This is a genomic window from Olegusella sp. (assembly GCF_057238325.1).
Window position 1 is genome coordinate 1 of sequence record NZ_DBHHGF010000015.1, and the last position, 21,845, is coordinate 21,845.

The following is a 21,845-nucleotide window of genomic DNA, read 5'->3' on the forward strand; positions in this document are numbered from 1 at the left end:
TACCGAAAAAAATGACCAGCTGTTTTGTGTACTCCAACTCCGACACTTGAACCATCTATTTGGAAATACTCCGACACTTGAACCATCTGTTAGTGTTGTGCCCGAAGCTTGAACCATTTGTGCGCAAGAAAACGCAAAAATCCCCGTCGCCTGGGCATGACGACGGGGATTAACTCTTTGCTTTAACACCTAATAAAGCAGAGCTTAGAGTCTCATGAAAGGCTCTTCTTCAAAACCATTCTGGTCATCATCAAAGTCGTCGAGTTCGGTGTCTGCAATATTTTCGTTATCGTCGTGGACGTGGATGTGCTCAAACTCTCCATCGTCGTCATTCCAACCATAAGCAGACGCCGCCTCACCTTCTTCGAGTTCGGGCAGAGCTGAAGTAATAGAGCAGAGCCCCTCATCTGTAGGAACAATCTTTTCCCATTGGATGAGTACGGCGGATTCAGGCGCACGATCGAGCTCAACCAAAGAGTCCAGGTAAATGGAATGCGCACCATCAAGCAGGTCGGACTTGGCGTTTATGCGCTCGAACATCTTTTCAAAACGATCCAGCGCTTCTTCTGCATCTGCAGCTTCTACTACGGCAGGCATCAACACGTAGTTGTCAGAGACATCGTTTTCATCATTGTAGTTGAAGTTACCTATATAAAGCATGAGCGCCTCCTTTAGCTGAGGAATACAACAATACAAACTCTTCACTTGTGACTTTAACGCATGTAGACTCTCAATTGAACGAGCCTAGGTAGACGGTAAAAATTGGCAGCAAAAATTACCATGACTGCGTGGGTTTTGAGTAGGGGAGAAGCTTTCCTCTTTCCCTTGACAAGACAAACAGCTAAAATCCTACTGTTTCTACCACGATGCAAGAAGGAGACCTGCATGTCCGGACACTCTAAGTGGGCTACCACCAAGCACAAGAAGGCAGCGATCGACGCAAAGCGTTCATCGCTCTTCTCTAAGCTCTCGCGCAACATCACTGTTGCCGCCAAGTCTGGTGGCGACCCCAACCCGGACAACAATGCAACGCTTGCTGCTGCTGTTGCTCGTGCTCGCATGGTTTCCATGCCCAATGCAAAGATTAAAGCTGCTATTGACAAGGCCTTTGGTGCTGGTGCCGATGCCGCTGTCTACGAAGAGATTAGCTATGAGGGTTATGGCCCTGCGGGTGTCGCTGTCTATGTTGATTGCCTAACCGACAATAAAAACCGCACCGCTGCAGACGTGCGCTCCGCGTTTTCTCATGCTGGCGGCAATCTTGGTACCTCGGGCTCTGTTGCTTTCCAGTTTGCGCGTAAAGGCTCTATTGCTGTTGAGAAAATCATCAAGAGCGATGACAAGAAGGTTGCCGACCGCGAGAATGCTGTCGATGAGGATGAGTTTATGATGGCAGTCGCCGAAGCTGAGGGCGACGATTATGAGGATGCCGGCGATCAGTGGATTGTTTATACCGCCTATGACAAGATGCAGGATGTCCAAAAGGGCCTTGAAGCTCAGGGTATTGAGGTTAAGGGTTCCGAGCTCACGATGATTGCTACGACCCCCACTGAGGTTTCTGTTGCTGATGCCAAAAAGGTTCAGCGCCTTGTTGATCGCCTTGAGGAGCTTGAGGACGTTCAGAACGTTTATGACACCATGAACCGTACTGATGAGATTGAGGAGGCCCTCGCAGCTGACGAGTAGCCTCGACCTAGGTGCTTTGCGTATAGTTAGGTAAAGCAACTTTGGCCAAGACGAGTATTGCGAGGTGCGCTTGAGTAGGCAATATCGCAATTATGACGACGACCTCGAGGCCAATGGCTTCGGGGTCGCTTCGCATAATCACAAAAAGGGACATTTTCAGAGTGGCTCAGCCTTTTCGCGGGGCGCAGCCGACTTGCCGCCTGCCAATTCGGCGCCGCAAACTCGCCGTGCAAATGCAAATCCAGGCGTGCAATTGCCACAACATCCGGCGAGTCTGAGCAGTCTTGAGGCAAATCGTGCCGATTTTGATCGTCGCTATAGAAATGAAGGCTACGGCAATACTGATAGCTGGTCTGCTGCACCTATACACAGGTCTCGCAGGTCTGCGCAGGAATATTTTGATGAGAGTGCCTACGATAGACAGCCAGGGCGCCAGATTCATTTACCACACCGTGAGCACAAACGTCATGGATTCCTAAAGTTTTTAATTGTCTTGATTGCTGTACTTGCAGCGGTGTATGCACTGGTGTTTCTGCCTATCGACAATAGACTTGCCTTCAAAGATCCCGAGGCAAAAGGCGTAGCGGAAGCTACCCAGATGCATATTCCCCTGCAGCCCTACTATGTGCTTTTGCTGGGCTCTGATGCGCGAGAGGGCGATGCAGTGTCGCGTGCCGATTCCATTATTTTGGCGCGCATTGACGTTGTGTCCAACAAGATTACGATGTTGTCCATTCCTCGCGATACCAAAGTGGAAATTCCTGGTCACGGTACTCAAAAAATCAATGCTGCCTATGCTTTTGGCGGAGCTGGAGGCATGGCATCTGCTGTGAGCGCACTCGTGAATGTGCCTATTTCAAAGGTTGCCGTTATTCACTTTGATGGACTATCTTCGCTCGTAGATGCAGTGGGTGGTATTACGGTCAAGGTGCCAGTGGATGTAAATGACCCTGAGTACACAGGACTTGTCCTACCCGCAGGGACGCATCAGATGGACGGCAAGACTGCATTGCTTTTCTCACGTGTTCGTCATGGCTTTGCTTTGGGTGATTTTCAACGTCAAGCAGACCAGATGCTGGTATTGCAGGCCATTATGAGCAAAGCTCGCACGCTGCCGCCTTGGGAGATGGTAGGTGTTGCCAATTCAATGGCCGACATGATGGACAGTTCGATGCGCTGTTACAACATGATGCCGATTATGCTGCGTATGTTGGCTGGATCACCCACTATTTATCGTGCAGCACTACCATCTACGACTGATTATATTGATGGTGTGTCTTATGTCATTAATGATGAAGCGGCAACTTCGCGTCTGATGGAGGTCATCAATGCGGGTGGCAATCCTGAGGCTGAGGATGTAAAGACTGGCATGGAATAAAAGCAAGCACACCACGTGTCCGGCGCTTGCGTTATCCTTCATGAGAGTAGATTAATCGCGGCCTGTGTGCTGCAGAGTATGAGGGGGTGGGGCATGAGCGGTTTTAAGCGCTTGTGCATGTTTGTCTTTGGACTGGCTGGAATGGCCTGCCTCGCAATACTAGTGCTGCCTTGGTATGGTATCTATCAGCATGGCATTGCGACTGTGCTCGCCAATCCTATTGGCGGTACAGCTGCTCTTGTGCTTGCCTGCATTACGGGTCTAGGTCTGTTGGTATGTCTGTTGGGCGCTTTGTTTACTCCGCGTAATCCGCATTCGGTTATTGTGTCTGTTGTTGATGGCGATGAGGTGCAAGTTACGCGTGATGCCATCCGCGCGCAGGCAGTGCATACCATAGAGCGCGATGGTACGTTGACGGCACGGAGTGTGAGTGTCAAAGCAAAGAAACGCGGTCATGTGCGTGTCTTTTGTCGCATTCAGCCCAACAATACGGTTAATGTTGCAGCGTTGGGAGCAGAGCTTCATGACCGCTTGATGGTTGGACTTGCCGAGATATGTGGCGATACGGTTGATAGCGTTACGATTGAGTTTGTTGATCCCATCACCCATGACGAGCCAGTCAATTTTGATAGTCTTGAAGCCAGCTACGCTAACACGATGGCAAAAGCACATCCTGCGTCGATAGAGCCTGAATCTCAGCCAACTACCCCCGAAGCGCCTATTGCTGAAGATATTCGTGTACCCATGGGACACACAACGACTTTGCGTCCACTTCAGCTTGGGTCTGAGGCTAACGACGATGATGATCTTTCTGTTGACATGGATATAACTGAAGAAGTCCCTACAACTGATAGGGAGGACTCGTAATGCAAGAAAAGAAACCCAAGATGACCATAGAACAGCAAATGGCTGCCGACAAAGAAGAGCAAACCAAAGCAGTTGAAACTAACTCTCAACAATTGATGGCTAGTGAGAATGCGTCTCAGCAGAATGCTGAGGCGGGCAAACTCCCGCATCAGGCTGTTGCTGAGTGGGTTCATCGTAGCTTCCCAGGTCACGAGAATGCCTTTTATGGTGGTGTCGTAGGTCTTGCATTAGCAATTCTTTTTTTGATTGTTGGCTTTTGGACTACGTTAGAAATTGCTCTTTTCTGTATTGCTGGTGTTGCGGTGGGGCAGCTACTTGATGGTGATCCCCGTATTATTCGTACCATTCGCTCACTTTTTGAGCCTCGCAACTAAGATTATGAACTGGCCTTTGTGCAGCTAGAAAGGACACTTCCATGAGTGAAGACAAAAAGCAGGAGCTTGAGCAGGCAGTTTCTCAGGAAAGTGTAGATACCCCCGCAGTCCCTCTTGCTGCTATCGAGGAAAGCGAGACCAGTACTGCTATAGAGCCCGTATGGGATGGGGGTGAGGGAGTAGCTGTTGACTCTGAAGAAGATCTCGACAGTGAAGACTCCCTGACATTCTCCAATGGTGTCATTGAGAAAATTGTTGCCATTGCTATGCGCGATGTACCAGGTGTTATTGGTATGAAGGGCGGCTGGCTCGATCGTGTACAGGAGACCTTTGGTGCTCATGCGCCTCGCAAGGGAGTGACGGTTGAGGTTACCCCCGATTCTGCTGTACGTGTCAATATCTCAGTCATGATTGAGTATGGTGCCTATGCTCCCCAGGTTTTTGAGGATGTCAAAAAGACCGTGGTCAAGCAGGTCACGGGTATGACAGGACTCGAAGTTGCTGGTGTCAATCTTCGTATTGAGGATGTCTTGACGCAGGAAGAGTATGCTGCTTCCAAGCGTGCCGATGCCGCTGCCGCCGCAGCTGCTGCTGAAGCAGCTGTACAGGCTGAGACTACCGAAACCGAAACAGAGGAATAAGGGTGAGTTTGCGCACATCAGTTGCAATCGCTCTAGGAAGACTAACTTCTTGGGGCTTGCGAGATTTGCTTCACCGCAATGCATCCCAGCTACCTGGAAGAGTGGCGTTGGGTATAGACTCGCAGGTGATTGCAGCTTTGGCAGGAAAACTGCAGAAGGGCTCGATTGTTATCTGCGGTACAAATGGTAAGACCACTACTAACAATATAGTGGCGTCTGCTATTGAGGCTGCGGGTCAACATGTGCTCTGCAATCGCGTGGGGGCAAATATGGCTCCTGGCGTTGCGGCGGCACTGCTTCCTGGAAAGACGGCAGACTGGGCAGTGATTGAGGCGGACGAACTTTCAACAGTTCATATCCTTCCTCAACTGCAACCCAAATATCTCGTGTTGCTCAACCTCTTTCGAGATCAATTAGATCGGGCAGGCGAAATTGAGCACGTACAGGATGTTATTGTGTCAGCCCTGCAGGCATCTCCTGAGACTGTCCTTGTCTGTTGTGGCGATGATCCGCTTTCGGTAGGTGTGGCTTATCGTGCCGCTCAGGCAGGGACGCATGTGTTGAGCTTTGGTATTGGTGAAGATTTAGATCAAACAGCCGACCGCGTGCCCGAAGCACGTTTTTGCCAACAATGTGGAGCAGAGCTTAGCTATGACTATCGCAGCTATGCACAGCTTGGCGCGTTTCATTGTCCCAACTGCGATTTTGCCCGTCCTGAGCTCGACTTTGTAGCTCGCGAGGTCAAAGTCAGCCGTGAAGGAATCGCATTTAGTGTGTCGGGACCTGGCTTTGGTAATGAAAAGCCGCTGCAGCTTCATGCTGATTTTGGTGGCGTTTACATGGTGTATAACCTGCTTGCCGCCTATGCTGCAGCGCATCTTGCTGCCACAGATGATGCAAGTTTTCAGCGCACTATAGATGAATACCGGCCTGCCAATGGTCGTTTGCAACACTTCAACGTTTATGGGCGTGAAGTTGTCCTCAACCTTGCAAAAAATCCTACGGGTTTCAACCAAAATATTTCTCTTTTGCTGGCGGACAAGCGTCCTAAATATGTTCATATTGCCATTAATGACAACGTAAATGATGGTAAGGACATCTCCTGGATTTGGGATGTCGATTTTGAGCGTCTTTCCGACGATGAAAATCCTATACAGGTATATTGCAGTGGCAGTCGCGCAAATGACCTGCAAGTACGCCTTAAGTATGCAGGGATTGCATCATCGATTTCTGAAAATGTAAAAAGTACACTCGCCTCACTTGAAGCATCTGATACAAAACAAACACTCTATGTACTCACAAATTACTCGGCGCTCTGGCCTGCCAAAGCTGAGCTCGAAGAGATGGGGGCGCGTCATGTCTAGTACTTCTCGGACACTTCGTATTGCGCATCTCTATCCTGAGCTGCTTAATCTTTATGGCGATTCGGGCAATATTCTTGTACTGCGCCGTCGTTTGGAATGGCGTGGGATTGGCTGTGAGGTCATTGAGTGTCACATGGGTGATCGTCCGACTTTTTCGGATATAGATATTGCTTTTATCGGCGGGGGATCTGACCGTGAGCAGAGTATTGTTTGTAAGGAGCTACTCTCGGTTCAAGCAGAGCTTGCTGCTTTTGTCGAGGATAATGGTGTACTTGCGGCAGTTTGCGGTGGCTATCAGCTACTAGGTTCCAACTATCTGATGGGGGATGAAAAGCTTCCAGGTCTATCTTTGGTGGACATGTATACCGATAGAGCTGAGCCACGTCTTATTGGCAATATTGTGGTGGAGAGCCGCATATCCCCACAGCGTATTGTGGGATACGAAAACCATGGTGGGCGCACGCATTTAGGTGCTGGTGTTGAGCCTATGGGTAAGGTTTTATATGGTCATGGCAATGATGGTAAGACGGGTTTTGAGGGCTGTCTCTACAAAAATGTGGTAGGTACCTATATTCATGGGCCTCTGCTCCCAAAAAATCCTGGGGTGGCAGACTATCTGATTGCGCGTGCACTCGAGCGTCGCTACGGTGATGTAACGCTCGAGCCGCTTGACGATGCAGAGGAGCTTGAAGCAAACTCTGTTATGACAAAACGTTTGCTCTCAGGTCAGGTTAAAGAGCAGTAGATGTGTTTTGCTCCGCTTGATAGCGCTCTGACTGCTTAGCGCATTTTACCTGCATAAACTAAATACGAGTAGAGATACATCCACACAACTCCGCCCAACAAAATTACTGAAAGAATGGGTGCTGCGAGCGCTTGTAAAATATCGCTGGCAAGACCGCAGACGATGAGTCCTACTCCCATAAATATGGACGTAATGCCGCCCATGCGATGTGTTCTTTGCCAACAATGCTCATCTGCCAGTGCCCAGGGCGTCTTGATGCCAAAGCTGTAATTCTGGCGTACACGGGGAAGATAATTCCCTAGGGCAATAAGGCCTACTCCTAATGTGCAGAGTATGAGTAGGGGAACTATCTTGCTGCTTTGAGGAATCCAGCCAAATACTGTGGCTTCCGTAATCCAAGAAAGGATAATGAATAAACAGCTAGTCGCAATGATAAAGCCATGCCAAAGCCCTTGGATTTTTTTATACGCCTCGCCTTTTGGATCAATCTTGGGGATAAAGTAAAAAAGCACCAGCATCCCCAGAGGCAAGCTCGACAAAATCAGTGCTACCCAACGAGGACCATGACCATTTATCTGTCCGCTTGTATCCCAATGCGTAGGAATAGTCTGAGGGAGCTTCGGATAGAAATAGAGGTGAGCTGCTAAATTAATGAGGCAAAGTAGGGCTATTACCAGCCAAAACTTCTTTTCCTTAGCCTTCATGGTCTTGCGTCCCTTCGTGTGACGTGAGCTCAAACAGCCACGCCATAAGTCCCTGAACAACAGTGGTATTGAGTCGATAGCGTACGTAGAGTCTTTCTTTTTCAGAACTTACAAGCCCTGCATTTTTGAGAATGGCAAGGTGATGACTTAGGGTGGCTTTGCTCAGGTCAAAATGTTCGGCAATTTCGCCCGCAGTGAGATCTTGGTCTTGTAAGAGTTCCAAAATGCGTCTGCGTGTTGCATCAGATAGTGCGGTGAATGCTTCTCCTGCCATGTCCTTTCCTCACTAATTCGATAGATATCAAATTAGTATGAGATGGTATGACAGTGCTCTTCTTGCGTCAAGACTGATTTTTGCTGGTTGAAACCTATAATGAAACGCGACGAAAGGAAGTAAGCCATGTATGACAATGAATGCGTACCAGGTCGCAACGACGAATGTTGGTGTGGTTCGGGCAAGAAGTACAAGAAATGCCACATGCGCAAAGATGAGCGTATGGAAAAACTCGCGCTTGAGGGTGAAGAGGTACTCCCTCGTAGTCTCATGAAGTCCGAGGCTGATATCGAGGGCATTCGTAAATCTGCTGAAATTAATCGCGGTGTGTTGGACATGGTGGGGAAGCGCATTGCTTCAGGAGTTACCACCGAGGAGATTGATGCGTGGATTTACGAATACACTACCGCACACGGTGGCGTACCTGCTGACCTCAACTATGAAGGCTATCCAAAGAGTGTGTGTACCTCGATTAATGATGTGGTGTGCCACGGTATTCCTTCTCCCAAAGTAGTGTTGCAGGAAGGCGATATCGTTAATGTTGATTGCTCGACTATCTTGAATGGTTACTTCTCAGATTCGAGTCGAATGTTTTGTATTGGTGAGGTTTCCGATGAGCGCCGCCGTTTGGTGGAGGTTACGCACGAGTCGGTTAAGGCGGGTCTTGAGGCAGTTACACCTTGGGGCCATTTGGGTGATGTTTCCTACGCCGTTCAGCGTTGCGTTGAAGAAGCGGGATATTCGGTGGTGCGCGAGTATGGTGGGCATGGCATTGGCAAGGAATTTCATGAAGATCCCTTTGTGAGCTTTGTGGGCGAGCCAGATACTGACTATGTCCTTGTGCCAGGTATGTGCTTTACGATTGAACCTATGGTCAATGCGGGTAGTCATGATATTTGGATTGACCAGAGTGATGGTTGGGTAGTCCGCACCAAGGACGGTAGTGATTCTGCTCAGTGGGAAGTCCAGCTGGTTGTTACCGAAGACGGCTATGAACTTCTGTCTTGGTAGTCCTGCTTTATAGCTCTTTTGCTTGGTCGTATATTCCAAATGGGTGTCAATAATAGTTGGCACCTTTTTTTATTAAATAGCTTCTACTTTTTGGGTAGGAATCTGGCATAAAAACTGTTATAACACTGTTATATAGTTAGCTAAGGATAACTACTAGGAAGGAAAGAGATGGAAACTTCTTCGTCAAATCCATCCCAAAAATCATCACCTCTAGTGAGACTTTTGGGCTGGTCTGAGAAAAAAGGGAGTTATGTGCTCAGCGTTATCCTCGCAATTATTGGTGTTGCGGGAAGTATGGTGCCCTATTTTGCCGCTGGTCATATGATTACAGGCATCCTTACGGGGCAACGAGATTGGAACTTCTTTTTGCATTGGGGAGTAGTGGCGGCAGTAGGCTACCTTGTATATCTCGTATTTCACTTTGCTTCGACGGCAATTTCGCACATTGCTACGTTTGCTACTATTTCGAATATCCGGCAGCTTTTGGCTGAAAAGCTCGTTCATGTCCCTATGGGTTATGTTCTTGATATTCCCTCAGGTACGCTTAAATCACTCATGGTCGAGAAGGTTGATAGTATCGAAACCATGCTTGCTCATGCAGTTCCTGAGCTCACATCAAACTTGCTGATTCCGGCGCTTGTCTTGATATATCTATTTACCCTTGACTGGAGATTGGCGTTGGCAGCACTTGTTCCGTTCTTTTTAGGAATGTTTTGCATGGCGGGGATGGCCCATGACTATGAAACGTGGTATGGCAATACCGTAACAACAGGCAAAGCCATGAATGATGCCTCAGTAGAATATGTTGCTGGTATTGAGGTTATCAAGGCATTTGGACAATCTGCCAGCTCATATGAGAAATTCTCCCGTGCTGTTTATGCATCTGCACATGCGTTTATCGATTGGATGGCACATTGCCAAATTTGGTCGGATGGTGCACTTTCGCTGGCGCCCGCAACGCTTGTTACCGTGCTTCCTTTAGGCTGCTTGTTTGTTGCACAAGGAACACTTGATGCAGCTACCTTTGTCATGTGTGCTGTTCTTTCGGTTGGTATCTTCCCGCCACTGTATGCCGCAATGAGTTTTGCAGATTCTTTGGCGCAGATTGGTACCACGGTAGATGAGATTGCTAAAGTCCTTGATCTACCCAACCAGCGCCGCGCTATAAAGCCGGTTTTACTTGAGAATCACGATATCAGTCTTTCAGACGTTCGTTTTTCTTATAGCAATCAAGAAGTTATTCACGGTGTAAATTTGGAAATAAAAGCGGGTCAGATGACAGCGTTGGTCGGACCCTCTGGTTCGGGCAAATCCACTCTTGCGCGTCTTATTGCAGGATTTTGGGACCCTGATAGTGGCAAGGTGTGTATAGGTGGACATTCGCTACAAGAGATGAGCGCAGATCAGCTCGCGCAGCAAATTGCCTATGTTGACCAAAATAGTTATTTGTTTGATGACAGTATCATGAATAATATCCGCATGGGCAAGCCGCAAGCAAGTGATGCTGAGGTAATTGCTTGTGCAAAAGCTTCGGGTTGTCATGATTTTATAGTAGCGCTACCGAAGGGCTATCAGACAGTTGTTGGTAGTGCTGGAGGACATCTTTCAGGTGGTGAACGCCAACGTATTACCATCGCGCGTGCCATGCTGAAAGATGCACCTATTGTGTTGCTCGATGAAGCTACAGCATATGCTGACCCCGAAAGTGAAGCTGAGGTTGAATCTGCGGTTGCCAAATTGGTTGCTGGTAAAACGCTTATTGTTATTGCGCATCGACTTTCTACAATCTGCGATGCTGACTCGATTGTTGTGGTGTCAAAGGGTTGCATTGAGGCTCGAGGTACCCACAGTGAACTCATGAAGAATTGCCCGCTTTATGCAGATATGTATACGGCACATATCGGCGCACGCGACGCAGCCTAAAGGAGGGCATTACTATGTTTTCTGTTCTAAGAAAGTATTTTGCATTTGGCAATGCCTACCAACTCAAACTAAGGCGCGGACTCATTTTTACCCTTCTTCATGCGTTATTTGAGGGGCTACAAATTACGGCGCTTTGGGTTGTGCTATCTAGTCTTGTTCGCAATGAGGTGTCGGGAACGACAGCTCTTATTGCTCTTGCCATCATGTTGGTAAATATTGTTGGTTCATTTGTATCTACACATCTTGCGAGTATGAATTTTTGCTCGGCTAACTTTGGTAATGCGGGAAAGAAACGCATGGATGTAGGTGACAAATTGCGTCATTTGCCCATGGGTTACTTCAATGAAAAGAGCCTAGGTGAAGTTACGAGCATTATGACAAATACCCTTGATGATGTGCAAAACCTTGGTGGATTAGTATATCAAGCAGTGCTTGGTGGCTTGGCTTTTTCATTTATGATTTGCATGATGATGTTCGTACTTGACTGGAGATTGGGGCTCTTGACACTTACAACTACCGCTCTGTTTGGTGGAAGCATGGAACTCTTACAGCGTTTTGTACGTGTGGCTTCTGATAGACGAACTGCCGCTCAGCAGTCTATTGTAGAAGCAGTCCTAGAATATGTTCGCGGCATTTCTGTTGTACGTGCCTTTTCTCTTCTTGATAGCGCCCAAAATCGATTGACGTCTGCCATTGATGCTTGTGAAAAAGAGAATGTGAGTTTTGAGCTGGCTGCCATGCGTTTTGCCGTGATGCAAGCTGTTGTATCAAAAGCGACAAGTGTGGCAATGTGTCTCCTCTCATGCTGGTTGTATATTACGGGTTCAATGGATGCGGGCATCAGCCTCACGATGATAGTTGCCTCTTTTATGGTGTTCAGTCGTCTTGAAATGTCTGGAACCTTCTCTACCATTTTGCGCCATATAGAAGTTGCGATGAATCGCGTTGACTTACTGCTTGCTACGAAAGAGATGAGCGAAGGTGGCGGCAAAGAAACCCCAGACAGCCTTGATATTACCGTCGATCATGTTTCATTTGGCTATGGAAAAGAACGTATCCTAGAAGATGTCAGCTTTAATATCCCAGCAGGCACATCCTGTGCAATTGTCGGTCCCTCTGGTTCGGGAAAAACTACCTTAGCGCGTTTAATTGAGCGCTTCTGGGATGTAGACGAAGGCAGCATCAGCTTAGGAAGTTATGATGTGCGCGACTATAAGGTTGATGCATTGCTTTCAAATTTCTCTACCGTATTTCAAGGTGTGTTTCTCTTTGACGATACGATTGAAAACAATATTAAATTTGGCTCTCCTAACGCCATCCATGAGCAGGTAGTACAAGCAGCACAAAGAGCGTGTTGTCATGACTTTATTACTGCTTTACCAGATGGATATGAGACACGTCTTGGTGAAAATGGTTCAGTGCTTTCGGGGGGAGAACGCCAGAGATTGTCAATTGCGCGAGCGATCTTAAAAGATGCGCCAATTGTGGTGCTTGATGAGGCAACCGCAAATGTTGACCCCGAAAATGAGCTGGAACTGCAACGTGCCATCGCTGAACTTACCTCTCGTAAAACGGTCATCATGATTGCGCATCGCTTAAAAACGGTACGTGATGCCGACCAAATACTTGTGTGTGACAAGGGACGCATTGTTCAACGTGGTACACACGATATGCTTATGCAGCAAGGTGGTCTTTACGCCACATTTGTAAATATGCGCAAGCAAGCTGCTGGTTGGAAGATATCTGCTGTATAAGGCCTGTATGCCCGCTTGTCTATAATGGCTGGCAAGGCAAGCGGGCGAGAGGGGCATTGGTATGTGTGCAGTACAGAGTTCTTCACGAGAAAAAATTCTTGCTGCGGCTCGTACTGAGTTTTGGAAGTACGGTTTTGAGAAGGCATCTCTGCGTACGATAGCTCAGCAAACACATATGACTACAGGTGCTATCTATGGCTACTTTACTTCAAAACAAGCGCTCTTTAATGCACTTGTTGAGCCTGCAGCTGCAGGCCTTCTTACCCTTTTTGAAAAAGCTCAAGAAGAGTTCTATGCCTTAAGCCCCGATAGGCAAAGCATGGAAGCCATGCTTGATTACACGCTTGCGGTGAGTAAGCATGTAACGGAAGCACTTTATGCCAATCGCGATTCTTTTTTGCTTGTGCTAGAAAAAGCAAGTGGTACACCGTGGGAAAATTACGTTGATCGCTTTGTGGAGATTGAGGCAAAAAGTACTACTGAATATGTCGAAATCTGTAATGCTCAGAGCAATGAAAGTATGTGTCCTATCTCTGATGTACTGGCGCATACGCTCGCGCGCTCTTATTTTTCCTGTCTCTTTGAAATTTTTTGTAATGAACCAGATGAAAGAACCGCTGCTGAACATATACAAGCGCTTGTCCGTTTTTACCACAGTGGTTATGCAAGCTTATTTGAAATATCGCGCCCATAGTCAAAATATGAGAACAAGAAAGCCGCTCGCGGAGTTAAACCGTGAGCGGCTTTGGCTTAGCGCAGCTGTCATACCAGGCATATAGGAAAAAATGCGTGCCCAAATTTGGGATATATCCGTAGGTCAAGTATGGAAAAATCGATGCTTAAATTCTGTCTGGAGATTTTAAGCGGTCAGGCAAAATGTGTGTCCGATTCTGACCTGACAGTGCAGGCGAAACCCTATGTTTACCCTCGTTATCTTTGTTGTCCAAGTGCCTGATGGCAGAGAAAACACTGCGCCCTGTATGCAGAGGTGATATGAAGCGCAATGAGGTCAGTTCCTCAAGACGGACGCATCATCTGGCACACCTACCCCGCAAAACGGTTCACAATTCATCAGCAGACCGTGAATTAGGTTCCTATTTCCCCATTGGCACAAAATTTACCAGGCATTTTGTGGAGCCAAACGTGAATTAGGAACTTTTTCTGGAGGAGATGGTGAACGGTGAATCTTTTCCAAACGAGGTGATGAACGGTGAACCTTTCGGGCGGGATGGTGACAAGGGAACCTATATGCACCTTTGAGGAACTTTTCATCTGCTAATCATTGGTTGAACGCATGTGTATGTGTGGACACACGTTTTTCCTATATGCCTCATATCAAGAATTCAGGCTCTCCCATACTGTCAACCGCACCTTACTTTAATGTGATTGTAGAATGTGTTAGCCTTGTATAACAGTATAGCTAACCTGCTATGTTAGCAGTCATGTACAGGTAGTTGTGTAAAAAGGGAGAGTTATGAGCAAGGAGACATCTCAATCTGGCGAGAAGAAAAATAAACTCACCACAAAAGATTTAATTTATGCAGGAGCTTTCGGGGCTATATACATTGTTCTTATGCTTGCTATTGTGATGGGTCTTGGAGCAATACCTTTGCTCTATTGGCTTGCCCCTATGTTTGTAGGCCTCATTGGTGGCACAGTCTATATGCTCTGTGTTATGAAGGTAAAAAAGTTTGGTGCGGCTCTTATCTTGGGCCTGCTGTTTGCCTTAGTAGCTGGTTCGACAAGGTGGTATACCTTCTGCGCTTGTTTGGTAGGGCCTCTCCTTGCTGAGCTTGTGATTTTTATGGGCAAATATGAGTCTCGCAAGATGTATCTCGCCTCTTTTGTTTTGTTCAATTTGAGCATGTGCGGGCCTTACCTTTGCTTTGTGTTCGATTTGGATGCTTCTATGGCTATGAGTGCACAATACTATGGTGCCGCATATGTGAAGGCTGCTACCCAGATTTTCCAGGGTGGTTTCTATCTTGGAACCATTGGCTTTGCTCTTGTCGGAGGCATTGGCGGTGCGTTGCTTGCCAGCAAATTGCTCAAAAAGCATTTTGAAAAGGCGGCGATTATATAAGTGGTCTTCGATACCTACGCAGACGACTCTCAAGCAATAATTCGCTTTGATCCCCGAACGAAATTTTTGGTACTTCTCTCTGCATGCCTCATTACATTTGGGGCTGCGGGAGAGATGCCTTTGATGTTGTTGTGCGCCCTTGAGTGCATTCTTATATTCCTTAATGGAAAGCGCTTTGTTGGTATCAAACTCATACTTATGAGTGCGTTGATGGAAAGCCTAAACGTATTGGTTGCTTCCATGCCTTCTGTGTCAGCGGGTATGGCTTCGCTTGTGATGGCCGTCTATGCGCTCTATAGACTGTTCTTTCCCATCCTAGCTGCCTTTACGCTGCTTGTGCGGACTACACGTGTCAGTCAGATTCTTGCAGCGTTTCAAGCAATGCATATGCCAATGGTAGTTGTCATCCCTCTTACCGTTATGTTCCGCTTCGTTCCTACCGTCCAGGAAGAATGGATGGGCGTACGAAAAGCGATGGCTTTCCGTGGTATTGAATTGACACCTACTGCAATTATTCGCGCACCATTTCAAACAATTGAATACATTCTTATACCGCTGTTGTTTAGTACCGTTGCTGTGATGGAGGAGCTGGCAGCTGCTTCGCTTGCGCGAGGTCTTGATTGTAATGTGGCGCGCACTACGTTGGCAGATGTAAAAATGAGATTTTCGGACTATCTCGTACTGGCGATACTTGTTTGCCTGGTGGTATGGGTGAGCATAGAACTTCCTTAGGTGGAGGCATTTTGATAGAGCTTAATGACGTCAGCTTTCATTATGGTGGAGAAAATGCCACGGGCGATGGAGTTGATCATATTACTCTGCAAATTGAGCAGGGAGAAGTGGTTGTCCTTGTAGGTGAGAGCGGTTGTGGGAAAACGACCATTACACGCTTAATCAATGGTTTAGCTCCTCACTTTTATGAAGGTCAGCTTGATGGGACGGTCTATGTTGATGGCATGTGTGTAAGCACTACTGAGCTTGCTGAGATTTCAGAGCTGGTGGGAAGCGTTTTTCAAAATCCAAAAAGCCAATTTTTCAATATGGATACTACTGGTGAGTTGGCATTTGGTTGCGAAAACCAAGGTTTAGATCGTACAGAAATTGTTAAGCGTATTGAAAAAGCTCGCATTGATATGAAGCTTGATGCACTTATGAATCGCAATATTTTTGAACTTTCAGGCGGAGAGAAGCAGCAAATCGCCTGTGGTTCAGTTTATGCCCAAAATCCTTGCGTATTTGTTATGGATGAGCCTTCGTCCAACCTTGATAAAAAAGCAATTCGACGTTTGCACGATATCCTTGCGCGTATGAAGGCAGAGGGCAAGACGCTTGTCTTATCAGAGCATAGATTGCACTATCTCATGGATATTGCCGATCGCTTTGTATATATCAAAGATGGGCATATCGAGCGTATATATTCTGCTGAAGAATTTGATGCGTTATCCGAAAGCCAACTTTCCCAGCTTGGACTTCGCTGTACCCATCTTGAGAGAATAACAACTACGAGTCAGTCTTTTTCCTCCCCGACGCATTTTGATGTTGCCATTGATGCGCTGGATTTGGCTTGTATGCGGGGTAATGCTCGTATATTGGATATTGATCGGCTCACTCTTCCGCTTGGTGCGACTGTTGCAATTATTGGTGATAATGGTTGTGGTAAGTCAACATTGGCAGAGTCGCTTTGCGGTCTCATTCCTTCCGATGGCTCTGTGGCATTTCATGGCGTCTACATGACGGATAAGATGCGGGCGCATAAGACATTCATGGTTATGCAAGATGTTAATCGCCAGCTCTTCTCCGAAAGCGTTGAAGATGAATTGAGGCTTAACACTGAAGTCTCTGACGCTAAGCTCAATGACATTCTTGATCGCTTGGGACTCTTAGAATACAAAACCCGTCATCCCGCATCGCTTTCAGGTGGACAAAAGCAGCGTGTTGCTATCGCGTCGGCATTGTGTGCAGGAAAAGAAATTATTTTTTATGATGAGCCTACAAGCGGCCTGGATCGACGGGGTACGGAGCGATTTGGCTCTCTTATTAAGCTTGTGGGGAAAGATGTTGGTACATCGTTTATTATCACCCATGATCCGGAACTTATCCTGCAATGTTGCACCCATGTGCTGTATATAAAAAATGGTCGTGTAGAAGCATTCTATCCACTTGATGAGAGCGGTATTACGCGTGTTTTGGGTTATTTCTTATCACCAAGCGATGCAAGTTCAAGCAAGAAGCGCGATACCCGTGGACCCGTTGCAAAAATATTGTCATATGCAGGGGAACATCGCAAAAAAGTTTGGTTTGCTGCAGCATGTATGACGCTTGGTGCTGCTGCGAGTCTTGTTCCGTATTGGTTTGTGTACTATCTCATTGATCGTGCGCTATCTGGATTTGGACTCACCTGGACAGATGCTCTACCCGCTGTTGCAATCATGGCACTGTGCGGCGTGCTGCATGCCGTGCTCTATACAGGCGGTTTGGTGATATCTCATCACGCAGCATTTACCATTTTGGAAAATTTACGCATACACCTCCAACGCTGTCTTGATGCGCGGCCTCTAGGATCGGTCATTGATTGCGGTTCAGGAGCAATAAAAAAACTATTTGTTGATGATGTTGAATCCATAGAGTTGCTTATTGCTCACATGATTCCCGAAGGTATGGCTAACGCAGCTGTTGTCGTTGTAGTTATGCTGTGTTTGCTCTTTATTGATTGGGAGCTGGCAATACTGGTGGCTGTTGTTATTGCTTTAGGTTTTGTTGCATCTCGACAGATGAGTATTGTAGGTATAGAACGCATGGGCGGTTACTTTGCCGCATCAAAACGTCTGAATAATACTATTGTTGAATACGTTAATGGCATGGAAGTTGTGCGCATATTCAATCGACAGGACAATTCAGGCAAACAGCTTGAAGATGCTATTGATGCTCATCGTGATTATGCCTTAGATTGGTATCAAATTAGTTGGCCATGGATGGCACTCTATGGCAGTTTATTTTCTCATATAGTTTTGTATGCACTGCCGGTAGGAGCACTTTTGGTGATTATCGGCGCTCTATCGCTCACAAAATTAGTTTTAGTATTGTGCCTTGCTTTTGGCATAAGCTCACTTTTGATACATTGCATTACATTCCTTAGCTCGATTCCACTTGTAAGTTACAAGATTCAGTCCTTAGAAAAAGCACTTGATATGCCATCCATATGCGTGGGCAATGAAGATTTTTGTGGCACAAATCATGCGGTTGAGTTTAAAAATGTGCGTTTTTCCTATCACGGTTCAGAAGCGTTACGAGGCATATCATTTGTAGCTCCCGAAAATGCAGTAACAGCAATTGTGGGTGAGAGCGGAAGTGGCAAAAGCACTATTGCGCGCTTACTTGCCCATCAATATGACGTCGAGCTGGGTAGCATTTGTGTAGGCGGTCAGGATATAACACATATGTCGGCTCAAGCCGCAGCGCAGTTGATTTCATATGTTTCCCAAGACGTATTCCTTTTTAATAAAAGCATTCTCGAAAATATCCGTTTAGGAAAACCTGACGCAAGCGATGAAGAAGTTCGCCGTGCTGCTTGTGCGGCACAGTGCGATGAGTTTATTAACTTGCTTCCCCATGGATATCAAACTGATGCTGGTGCTGCGGGCTTGCAGCTTTCCCGAGGTCAGCGCCAGCGTATCGCTTTTGCCCGGGCTATATTAAAAGATGCTCCTATTGTGATTTTGGATGAAGCGACTGCATCGGTTGATGCAGAGAATGCGGCGAAAATGGATGCTGCTATTCGAGCACTTGTCAAAGATAAGACGCTTATTGTTATTGCCCATAAGCTCCAATCGATTGTTGATGCCGATCAGATTATTGTCCTGTCGCAAGGTAGTATTGAAGCTCGTGGGACCCACTCAACGCTAATGAATGAGAGCAAGACATATCACCGACTGTGGGCATCTTCTGCTGAAACGGATGCATGGACCATCAAAGATCAGGAGGCTGACTCATGCTAGCCATGGTTCATCGACTTCTCGTATTTTGCGGGCCGTATGCACGTCGTATACGTCTTGCCTATCTTTTTACGTTTTTGCGTTCACTTTGCGCAACGGTTCCTTTTGTTATATCCATTGCTTTGATTAATGCAATACTCGAGGGAACTGCCACTATTTATTTTTGTATCATTGCATCTGCTGCTCTTATCTGCTCTTTTGGATTACAGACACTATTTCAATATGTGACCGACCGCACGCAATCAGGCGCTGGCTATCTTGTATTTGCTGAGAAGCGCCGTGAAATTGGAGTTCATCTGCGTAAACTTCCTATGGGCTTTTTTACTGAGGGGAATTTGGGAAAGGTAAGTTCAATTCTCTCGAGCGATATCGTTTCCCTCGAGGAGATGGGTATGACAGCCCTGTCTCAAGTGGTAAGCGGCTTGGTATCGCAGATAATTATCACCCTTTGGTTATGTGTAATGAGTCCTGCTGTAGGTGCTGTGGTGTTGGCAGTAGAGTTGATTGCAATGCTTATAGAACGCATTGCATTTAAAGAAGCTGTACAAAACTCTGAAAAGCTTCGTGCTTCAACGGAACTATCTACCAAGTCAGTCCTGGAATATGTCGCTGGTTTGCCAACAGCGAAAGCCTACGGTGCATCAGGTGAAAGCGCTCGCGACTTACGCTCCTCTTTTTTTAATCTTAAGCAGGTGAATGTTGCATATACAAACGAACATGCTCCGTTTAAAGCGCTGGTACTTGTGTTGTATGCCCTAGGAACAGCAGCTGTAATTGCGGTGACTGTCATACAGTTTGAAATGAACTCCCTTTCTCCGGCTATGTTCATCGGGATACTTCTATTTCTCTTTCAGCTTTTTGTGCCTATAAAGAGTGCCTATGGTCAAACTGAAATTCTTACCATTGCCAAAAGTGCACTGGATCGTATTGAATGGCTTCTTTCTGTCCCAGAGCTGCCCGATACGGGACAAGAGAGCGTACCAAAGAGCAATTCAGTCGAGATTGAATTTGAACATGTGACCTTTGCGTATAGTGATCAAAATGTACTCAAAGACATCTCTTTTTCAGTGAAACCTCATACGATGCTTGCGTTGGTAGGACAGTCGGGTAGTGGAAAGTCGACTATTGCAAATCTCATTGGTCGTTTTTGGGATGTAAAAGAAGGCACCATACGTATCCGTGGAGTTGACATCCGCGATATGCCTCTTGCTGTGCTTATGGATCAAATCAGCATGGTGTTTCAAGATGTGTATCTATTCCAAGGAACTGTTCGCGAAAATATAGCTATGGGATGTCCCCACGCAAGTGATGATGAGATTCTGATGGCTGCCAAAAAAGCGCGCTGCCTTGAGTTTATCAAAAAGATGCCTTATGGCTTTGACACTATGATCGGAGAGGGCGGAGCCAGTGTTTCTGGTGGAGAGGCTCAACGTTTATCTATTGCGCGTGCACTTGTAAAAAATGCACCAATTGTGATTCTCGATGAGGCAACTGCCAGCATGGACGCTGATAATGAACACTACGTTCAGGAGGCGCTCTCTGCTTTGTGCCATAACAAAACTACTATCGTGATTGCACATCGCCTACATACCATTTGCAACGCTGACGATATTATCGTGCTTGATAAAGGAGCAATTGCTGAACATGGTAGACACGACCAGCTCATAACTTCAAATGGAGCGTACGCGCGTATGGTCCGTGCTGGCATGGTGGGAGCATCAAAATATCCGCTCCAGGACAAGGGGAGTGCAATATGACACCCACGCTCAAGAAGATGGTTGGATTGATAGCTGTCATTATAAGCATCTACCTGGTTCTAGGAGCTTTTTATCTTCCCAGCTCCTTTATGGGGGAAGTGCGTAATCTCGTGCTTGCGGGAGGAATCGTACTTCTTATTGCAGGTAATATTCTCATTGTCTTTGGAGCAGAAAAGTAAAAAAGAGCCAGGGCATAAACCCTGGCTCAAAACTTATTGCAGCATAATTCAGCAAAAGAAAGAATTGCAACAACAAGCAGCGCAATTACTTAACTGCACTATTTTTTTGCCTTGCCCTGGTTGGCGACCGCGTTAATCTTTGCCTCAATGGTGGCAGGATCGCCGATGTAATGTTTGTCGATAACGTTCCAGTCCTTGTCAAAGGTGTATGCGCAAGGAACGCCAGTAGGAATGTTGACCTCAAGAATCTGCTCAGGAGTAAGGTGCTCAAACTGCATCACAAGAGCACGCAGGCTGTTACCGTGAGCAGCAATGAGCACACGCTTGCCAGCCTCCATCTGAGGCTTAATCTCGGACTCAAAGTACGGCCATGCGCGAGCAATGGTGTCCTTGAGGCACTCGGTGTAAGGCAACTCCTCCTGAGGTACATCGCGGAATTGATCTTGGATGTGGGGATCGCGCTTATCGCCAGGCTCCAGTGCAGGTGGGCACACATCAAAGGAGCGACGCCAAATCTTGACCTGCTCATCGCCGTGCTCTGCAGCGGCGTCAGCTTTGTTTAGACCCTGGAGTGCGCCGTAGTGACGCTCGTTAAGACGCCATGTCTTATGAACAGGTAGCCAATTGCGATCCATCTCATCAAGGACGTGGTTGAGGGTATGGATAGCACGCTTGAGCAGGGAGGTGTAGCAGACATCAAAGTCAAAGCCTGCCTCCTTGAGCGCACGGCCGCCTGCAGCAGCCTCTTGGTGACCTGTCTCGGTAAGGTCTACATCTGTCCAACCAGTGAAGAGGTTGAGCTTGTTCCACTCACTCTCGCCGTGGCGAATAATGACGAGGTGCATGTTCTGGTCGTCTGCCATCTGTTCCTCTTTCTCGTCTTGTCCCTACGCGGTATTCCGCGACCTGATACTTCTTATTGTAAGCGAGAGCGGGGTCTGTGTGTTCCTCACGTAGCAATCAACGTATCACTGCCGCAGGGCAGAGTTTGTTGGGTATAGTTATACTTGTCTAACAAAGACGAGGGGGTTCCCATGGTTGATGTGATTGTCCTAGCGCCATGATTCCGAAGTTTAACTAGACCCTGTTTTGTTGAAGTCCCAGCTTAGGGAC

Annotated in this window: 20 protein-coding genes; 16 read left to right on the top strand and 4 right to left on the bottom strand. The window is 47.0% G+C overall.

Annotated features, from left to right (window positions below; translation table 11 throughout):
- Positions 1-204 precede the first annotated feature (204 nt).
- Positions 205-660: a hypothetical protein gene (locus ACO5JD_RS08730; protein ID WP_484989214.1), complete on the bottom strand. Its 456-nt coding sequence runs from the start codon at positions 658-660 to the stop codon at positions 205-207.
- 225 nt (positions 661-885) lie between these two features.
- Here ACO5JD_RS08730 and ACO5JD_RS08735 point away from each other — a divergent pair, with 225 nt between their 5' ends.
- The 7 genes from ACO5JD_RS08735 (at position 886) to ACO5JD_RS08765 (ending at position 7,055) form a co-directional block, all read left to right on the top strand.
- The gene (locus tag ACO5JD_RS08735) at positions 886-1,686 is read left to right on the top strand and encodes a YebC/PmpR family DNA-binding transcriptional regulator (protein WP_484989216.1); all 801 of its coding nucleotides are present in this window, start codon (positions 886-888) and stop codon (positions 1,684-1,686) included.
- A gap of 70 nt (positions 1,687-1,756) precedes the next feature.
- Positions 1,757-3,064 (top strand): LCP family protein, encoded by a 1,308-nt coding sequence (locus tag ACO5JD_RS08740; RefSeq protein WP_484989218.1) that lies wholly within the window; start codon positions 1,757-1,759, stop codon positions 3,062-3,064.
- 93 nt (positions 3,065-3,157) lie between these two features.
- Entirely contained in the window at positions 3,158-3,931 is a 774-nt protein-coding gene (gene amaP / locus ACO5JD_RS08745; RefSeq protein ID WP_484989220.1) for an alkaline shock response membrane anchor protein AmaP, read from the top strand.
- Positions 3,931-4,305 (top strand): DUF2273 domain-containing protein, encoded by a 375-nt coding sequence (locus ACO5JD_RS08750; RefSeq protein WP_484989222.1) that lies wholly within the window; start codon positions 3,931-3,933, stop codon positions 4,303-4,305. The genes amaP and ACO5JD_RS08750 overlap by 1 nt, the downstream gene beginning before the upstream one ends.
- Positions 4,306-4,346: 41 nt before the next feature.
- The gene (locus ACO5JD_RS08755; RefSeq protein ID WP_021625864.1) at positions 4,347-4,946 is read left to right on the top strand and encodes an Asp23/Gls24 family envelope stress response protein; all 600 of its coding nucleotides are present in this window, start codon (positions 4,347-4,349) and stop codon (positions 4,944-4,946) included.
- Positions 4,947-4,948: 2 nt separating this feature from the next.
- Complete coding sequence (locus ACO5JD_RS08760) at positions 4,949-6,310, top strand: MurT ligase domain-containing protein (RefSeq protein ID WP_484989224.1); 1,362 nt, start codon at positions 4,949-4,951, stop codon at positions 6,308-6,310.
- Entirely contained in the window at positions 6,303-7,055 is a 753-nt protein-coding gene (locus ACO5JD_RS08765) for a type 1 glutamine amidotransferase (protein WP_021625862.1), read from the top strand. The genes ACO5JD_RS08760 and ACO5JD_RS08765 overlap by 8 nt, the downstream gene beginning before the upstream one ends.
- Before the next feature lie 35 nt (positions 7,056-7,090).
- Here ACO5JD_RS08765 and ACO5JD_RS08770 read toward each other — a convergent pair whose 3' ends face one another.
- Together ACO5JD_RS08770 and ACO5JD_RS08775 are read right to left on the bottom strand one after the other, a co-directional pair.
- A complete protein-coding gene (locus ACO5JD_RS08770; protein WP_484989226.1) occupies positions 7,091-7,759 on the bottom strand; it encodes an SdpI family protein in 669 nt (222 codons plus the stop codon).
- Complete coding sequence (locus tag ACO5JD_RS08775) at positions 7,749-8,033, bottom strand: autorepressor SdpR family transcription factor (protein ID WP_484989228.1); 285 nt, start codon at positions 8,031-8,033, stop codon at positions 7,749-7,751. Before ACO5JD_RS08775 ends, ACO5JD_RS08770 begins: the two co-directional genes overlap by 11 nt.
- A gap of 126 nt (positions 8,034-8,159) precedes the next feature.
- On the opposite strand from ACO5JD_RS08775, the gene ACO5JD_RS08780 reads away from it, so the two are divergent.
- The 9 genes from ACO5JD_RS08780 (at position 8,160) to ACO5JD_RS08820 (ending at position 20,732) form a co-directional block, all read left to right on the top strand.
- A complete protein-coding gene (locus ACO5JD_RS08780) occupies positions 8,160-9,044 on the top strand; it encodes a methionyl aminopeptidase (RefSeq protein ID WP_484989230.1) in 885 nt (294 codons plus the stop codon).
- Between the two features lie 168 nt (positions 9,045-9,212).
- Positions 9,213-10,967, top strand: a complete 1,755-nt coding sequence (locus ACO5JD_RS08785; protein ID WP_484989232.1) for an ABC transporter ATP-binding protein — start codon at positions 9,213-9,215, stop codon at positions 10,965-10,967.
- A 14-nt stretch (positions 10,968-10,981) separates the two neighbouring features.
- Positions 10,982-12,721 (top strand): ABC transporter ATP-binding protein, encoded by a 1,740-nt coding sequence (locus ACO5JD_RS08790; protein WP_484989235.1) that lies wholly within the window; start codon positions 10,982-10,984, stop codon positions 12,719-12,721.
- A gap of 61 nt (positions 12,722-12,782) precedes the next feature.
- Entirely contained in the window at positions 12,783-13,415 is a 633-nt protein-coding gene (locus tag ACO5JD_RS08795; RefSeq protein WP_021625856.1) for a TetR/AcrR family transcriptional regulator, read from the top strand.
- A 780-nt stretch (positions 13,416-14,195) separates the two neighbouring features.
- Positions 14,196-14,804: an MptD family putative ECF transporter S component gene (locus tag ACO5JD_RS08800; protein WP_484989237.1), complete on the top strand. Its 609-nt coding sequence runs from the start codon at positions 14,196-14,198 to the stop codon at positions 14,802-14,804.
- On the top strand, positions 14,805-15,536 hold the full coding sequence (locus ACO5JD_RS08805; RefSeq protein WP_484989239.1) for an energy-coupling factor transporter transmembrane component T family protein: 732 nt from the start codon (positions 14,805-14,807) through the stop codon (positions 15,534-15,536). It abuts the gene before it with no gap.
- Positions 15,512-18,799, top strand: a complete 3,288-nt coding sequence (locus ACO5JD_RS08810; protein ID WP_484989241.1) for an energy-coupling factor transporter ATPase — start codon at positions 15,512-15,514, stop codon at positions 18,797-18,799. Before ACO5JD_RS08805 ends, ACO5JD_RS08810 begins: the two co-directional genes overlap by 25 nt.
- Positions 18,793-20,553, top strand: a complete 1,761-nt coding sequence (locus tag ACO5JD_RS08815) for an ABC transporter ATP-binding protein (protein WP_484989243.1) — start codon at positions 18,793-18,795, stop codon at positions 20,551-20,553. Before ACO5JD_RS08810 ends, ACO5JD_RS08815 begins: the two co-directional genes overlap by 7 nt.
- Positions 20,550-20,732 (top strand): hypothetical protein, encoded by a 183-nt coding sequence (locus ACO5JD_RS08820; protein ID WP_484989245.1) that lies wholly within the window; start codon positions 20,550-20,552, stop codon positions 20,730-20,732. The genes ACO5JD_RS08815 and ACO5JD_RS08820 overlap by 4 nt, the downstream gene beginning before the upstream one ends.
- A gap of 98 nt (positions 20,733-20,830) precedes the next feature.
- On the opposite strand, the gene gpmA is transcribed toward ACO5JD_RS08820, so the two are convergent.
- A complete protein-coding gene (gene gpmA, locus ACO5JD_RS08825; protein ID WP_021625849.1) occupies positions 20,831-21,595 on the bottom strand; it encodes a 2,3-diphosphoglycerate-dependent phosphoglycerate mutase in 765 nt (254 codons plus the stop codon).
- Positions 21,596-21,845: the final 250 nt, after the last annotated feature.

What these genes read in the sequence shown, in the direction of transcription:
- ACO5JD_RS08730 (WP_484989214.1), bottom strand. Translation starts at nt 660, where the DNA reads ATGCTTTATATAGGTAACTTCAACTACAATGATGAAAACGATGTCTCT.
- ACO5JD_RS08735 (WP_484989216.1), top strand. Translation starts at nt 886, where the DNA reads ATGTCCGGACACTCTAAGTGGGCTACCACCAAGCACAAGAAGGCAGCG.
- amaP (WP_484989220.1), top strand. Translation starts at nt 3,158, where the DNA reads ATGAGCGGTTTTAAGCGCTTGTGCATGTTTGTCTTTGGACTGGCTGGA.
- ACO5JD_RS08750 (WP_484989222.1), top strand. Translation starts at nt 3,931, where the DNA reads ATGCAAGAAAAGAAACCCAAGATGACCATAGAACAGCAAATGGCTGCC.
- ACO5JD_RS08755 (WP_021625864.1), top strand. Translation starts at nt 4,347, where the DNA reads ATGAGTGAAGACAAAAAGCAGGAGCTTGAGCAGGCAGTTTCTCAGGAA.
- ACO5JD_RS08765 (WP_021625862.1), top strand. Translation starts at nt 6,303, where the DNA reads ATGTCTAGTACTTCTCGGACACTTCGTATTGCGCATCTCTATCCTGAG.
- ACO5JD_RS08770 (WP_484989226.1), bottom strand. Translation starts at nt 7,759, where the DNA reads ATGAAGGCTAAGGAAAAGAAGTTTTGGCTGGTAATAGCCCTACTTTGC.
- ACO5JD_RS08775 (WP_484989228.1), bottom strand. Translation starts at nt 8,033, where the DNA reads ATGGCAGGAGAAGCATTCACCGCACTATCTGATGCAACACGCAGACGC.
- ACO5JD_RS08780 (WP_484989230.1), top strand. Translation starts at nt 8,160, where the DNA reads ATGTATGACAATGAATGCGTACCAGGTCGCAACGACGAATGTTGGTGT.
- ACO5JD_RS08785 (WP_484989232.1), top strand. Translation starts at nt 9,213, where the DNA reads ATGGAAACTTCTTCGTCAAATCCATCCCAAAAATCATCACCTCTAGTG.
- ACO5JD_RS08790 (WP_484989235.1), top strand. Translation starts at nt 10,982, where the DNA reads ATGTTTTCTGTTCTAAGAAAGTATTTTGCATTTGGCAATGCCTACCAA.
- ACO5JD_RS08795 (WP_021625856.1), top strand. Translation starts at nt 12,783, where the DNA reads ATGTGTGCAGTACAGAGTTCTTCACGAGAAAAAATTCTTGCTGCGGCT.
- ACO5JD_RS08800 (WP_484989237.1), top strand. Translation starts at nt 14,196, where the DNA reads ATGAGCAAGGAGACATCTCAATCTGGCGAGAAGAAAAATAAACTCACC.
- ACO5JD_RS08810 (WP_484989241.1), top strand. Translation starts at nt 15,512, where the DNA reads ATGGGTGAGCATAGAACTTCCTTAGGTGGAGGCATTTTGATAGAGCTT.
- ACO5JD_RS08815 (WP_484989243.1), top strand. Translation starts at nt 18,793, where the DNA reads ATGCTAGCCATGGTTCATCGACTTCTCGTATTTTGCGGGCCGTATGCA.
- ACO5JD_RS08820 (WP_484989245.1), top strand. Translation starts at nt 20,550, where the DNA reads ATGACACCCACGCTCAAGAAGATGGTTGGATTGATAGCTGTCATTATA.
- gpmA (WP_021625849.1), bottom strand. Translation starts at nt 21,595, where the DNA reads ATGGCAGACGACCAGAACATGCACCTCGTCATTATTCGCCACGGCGAG.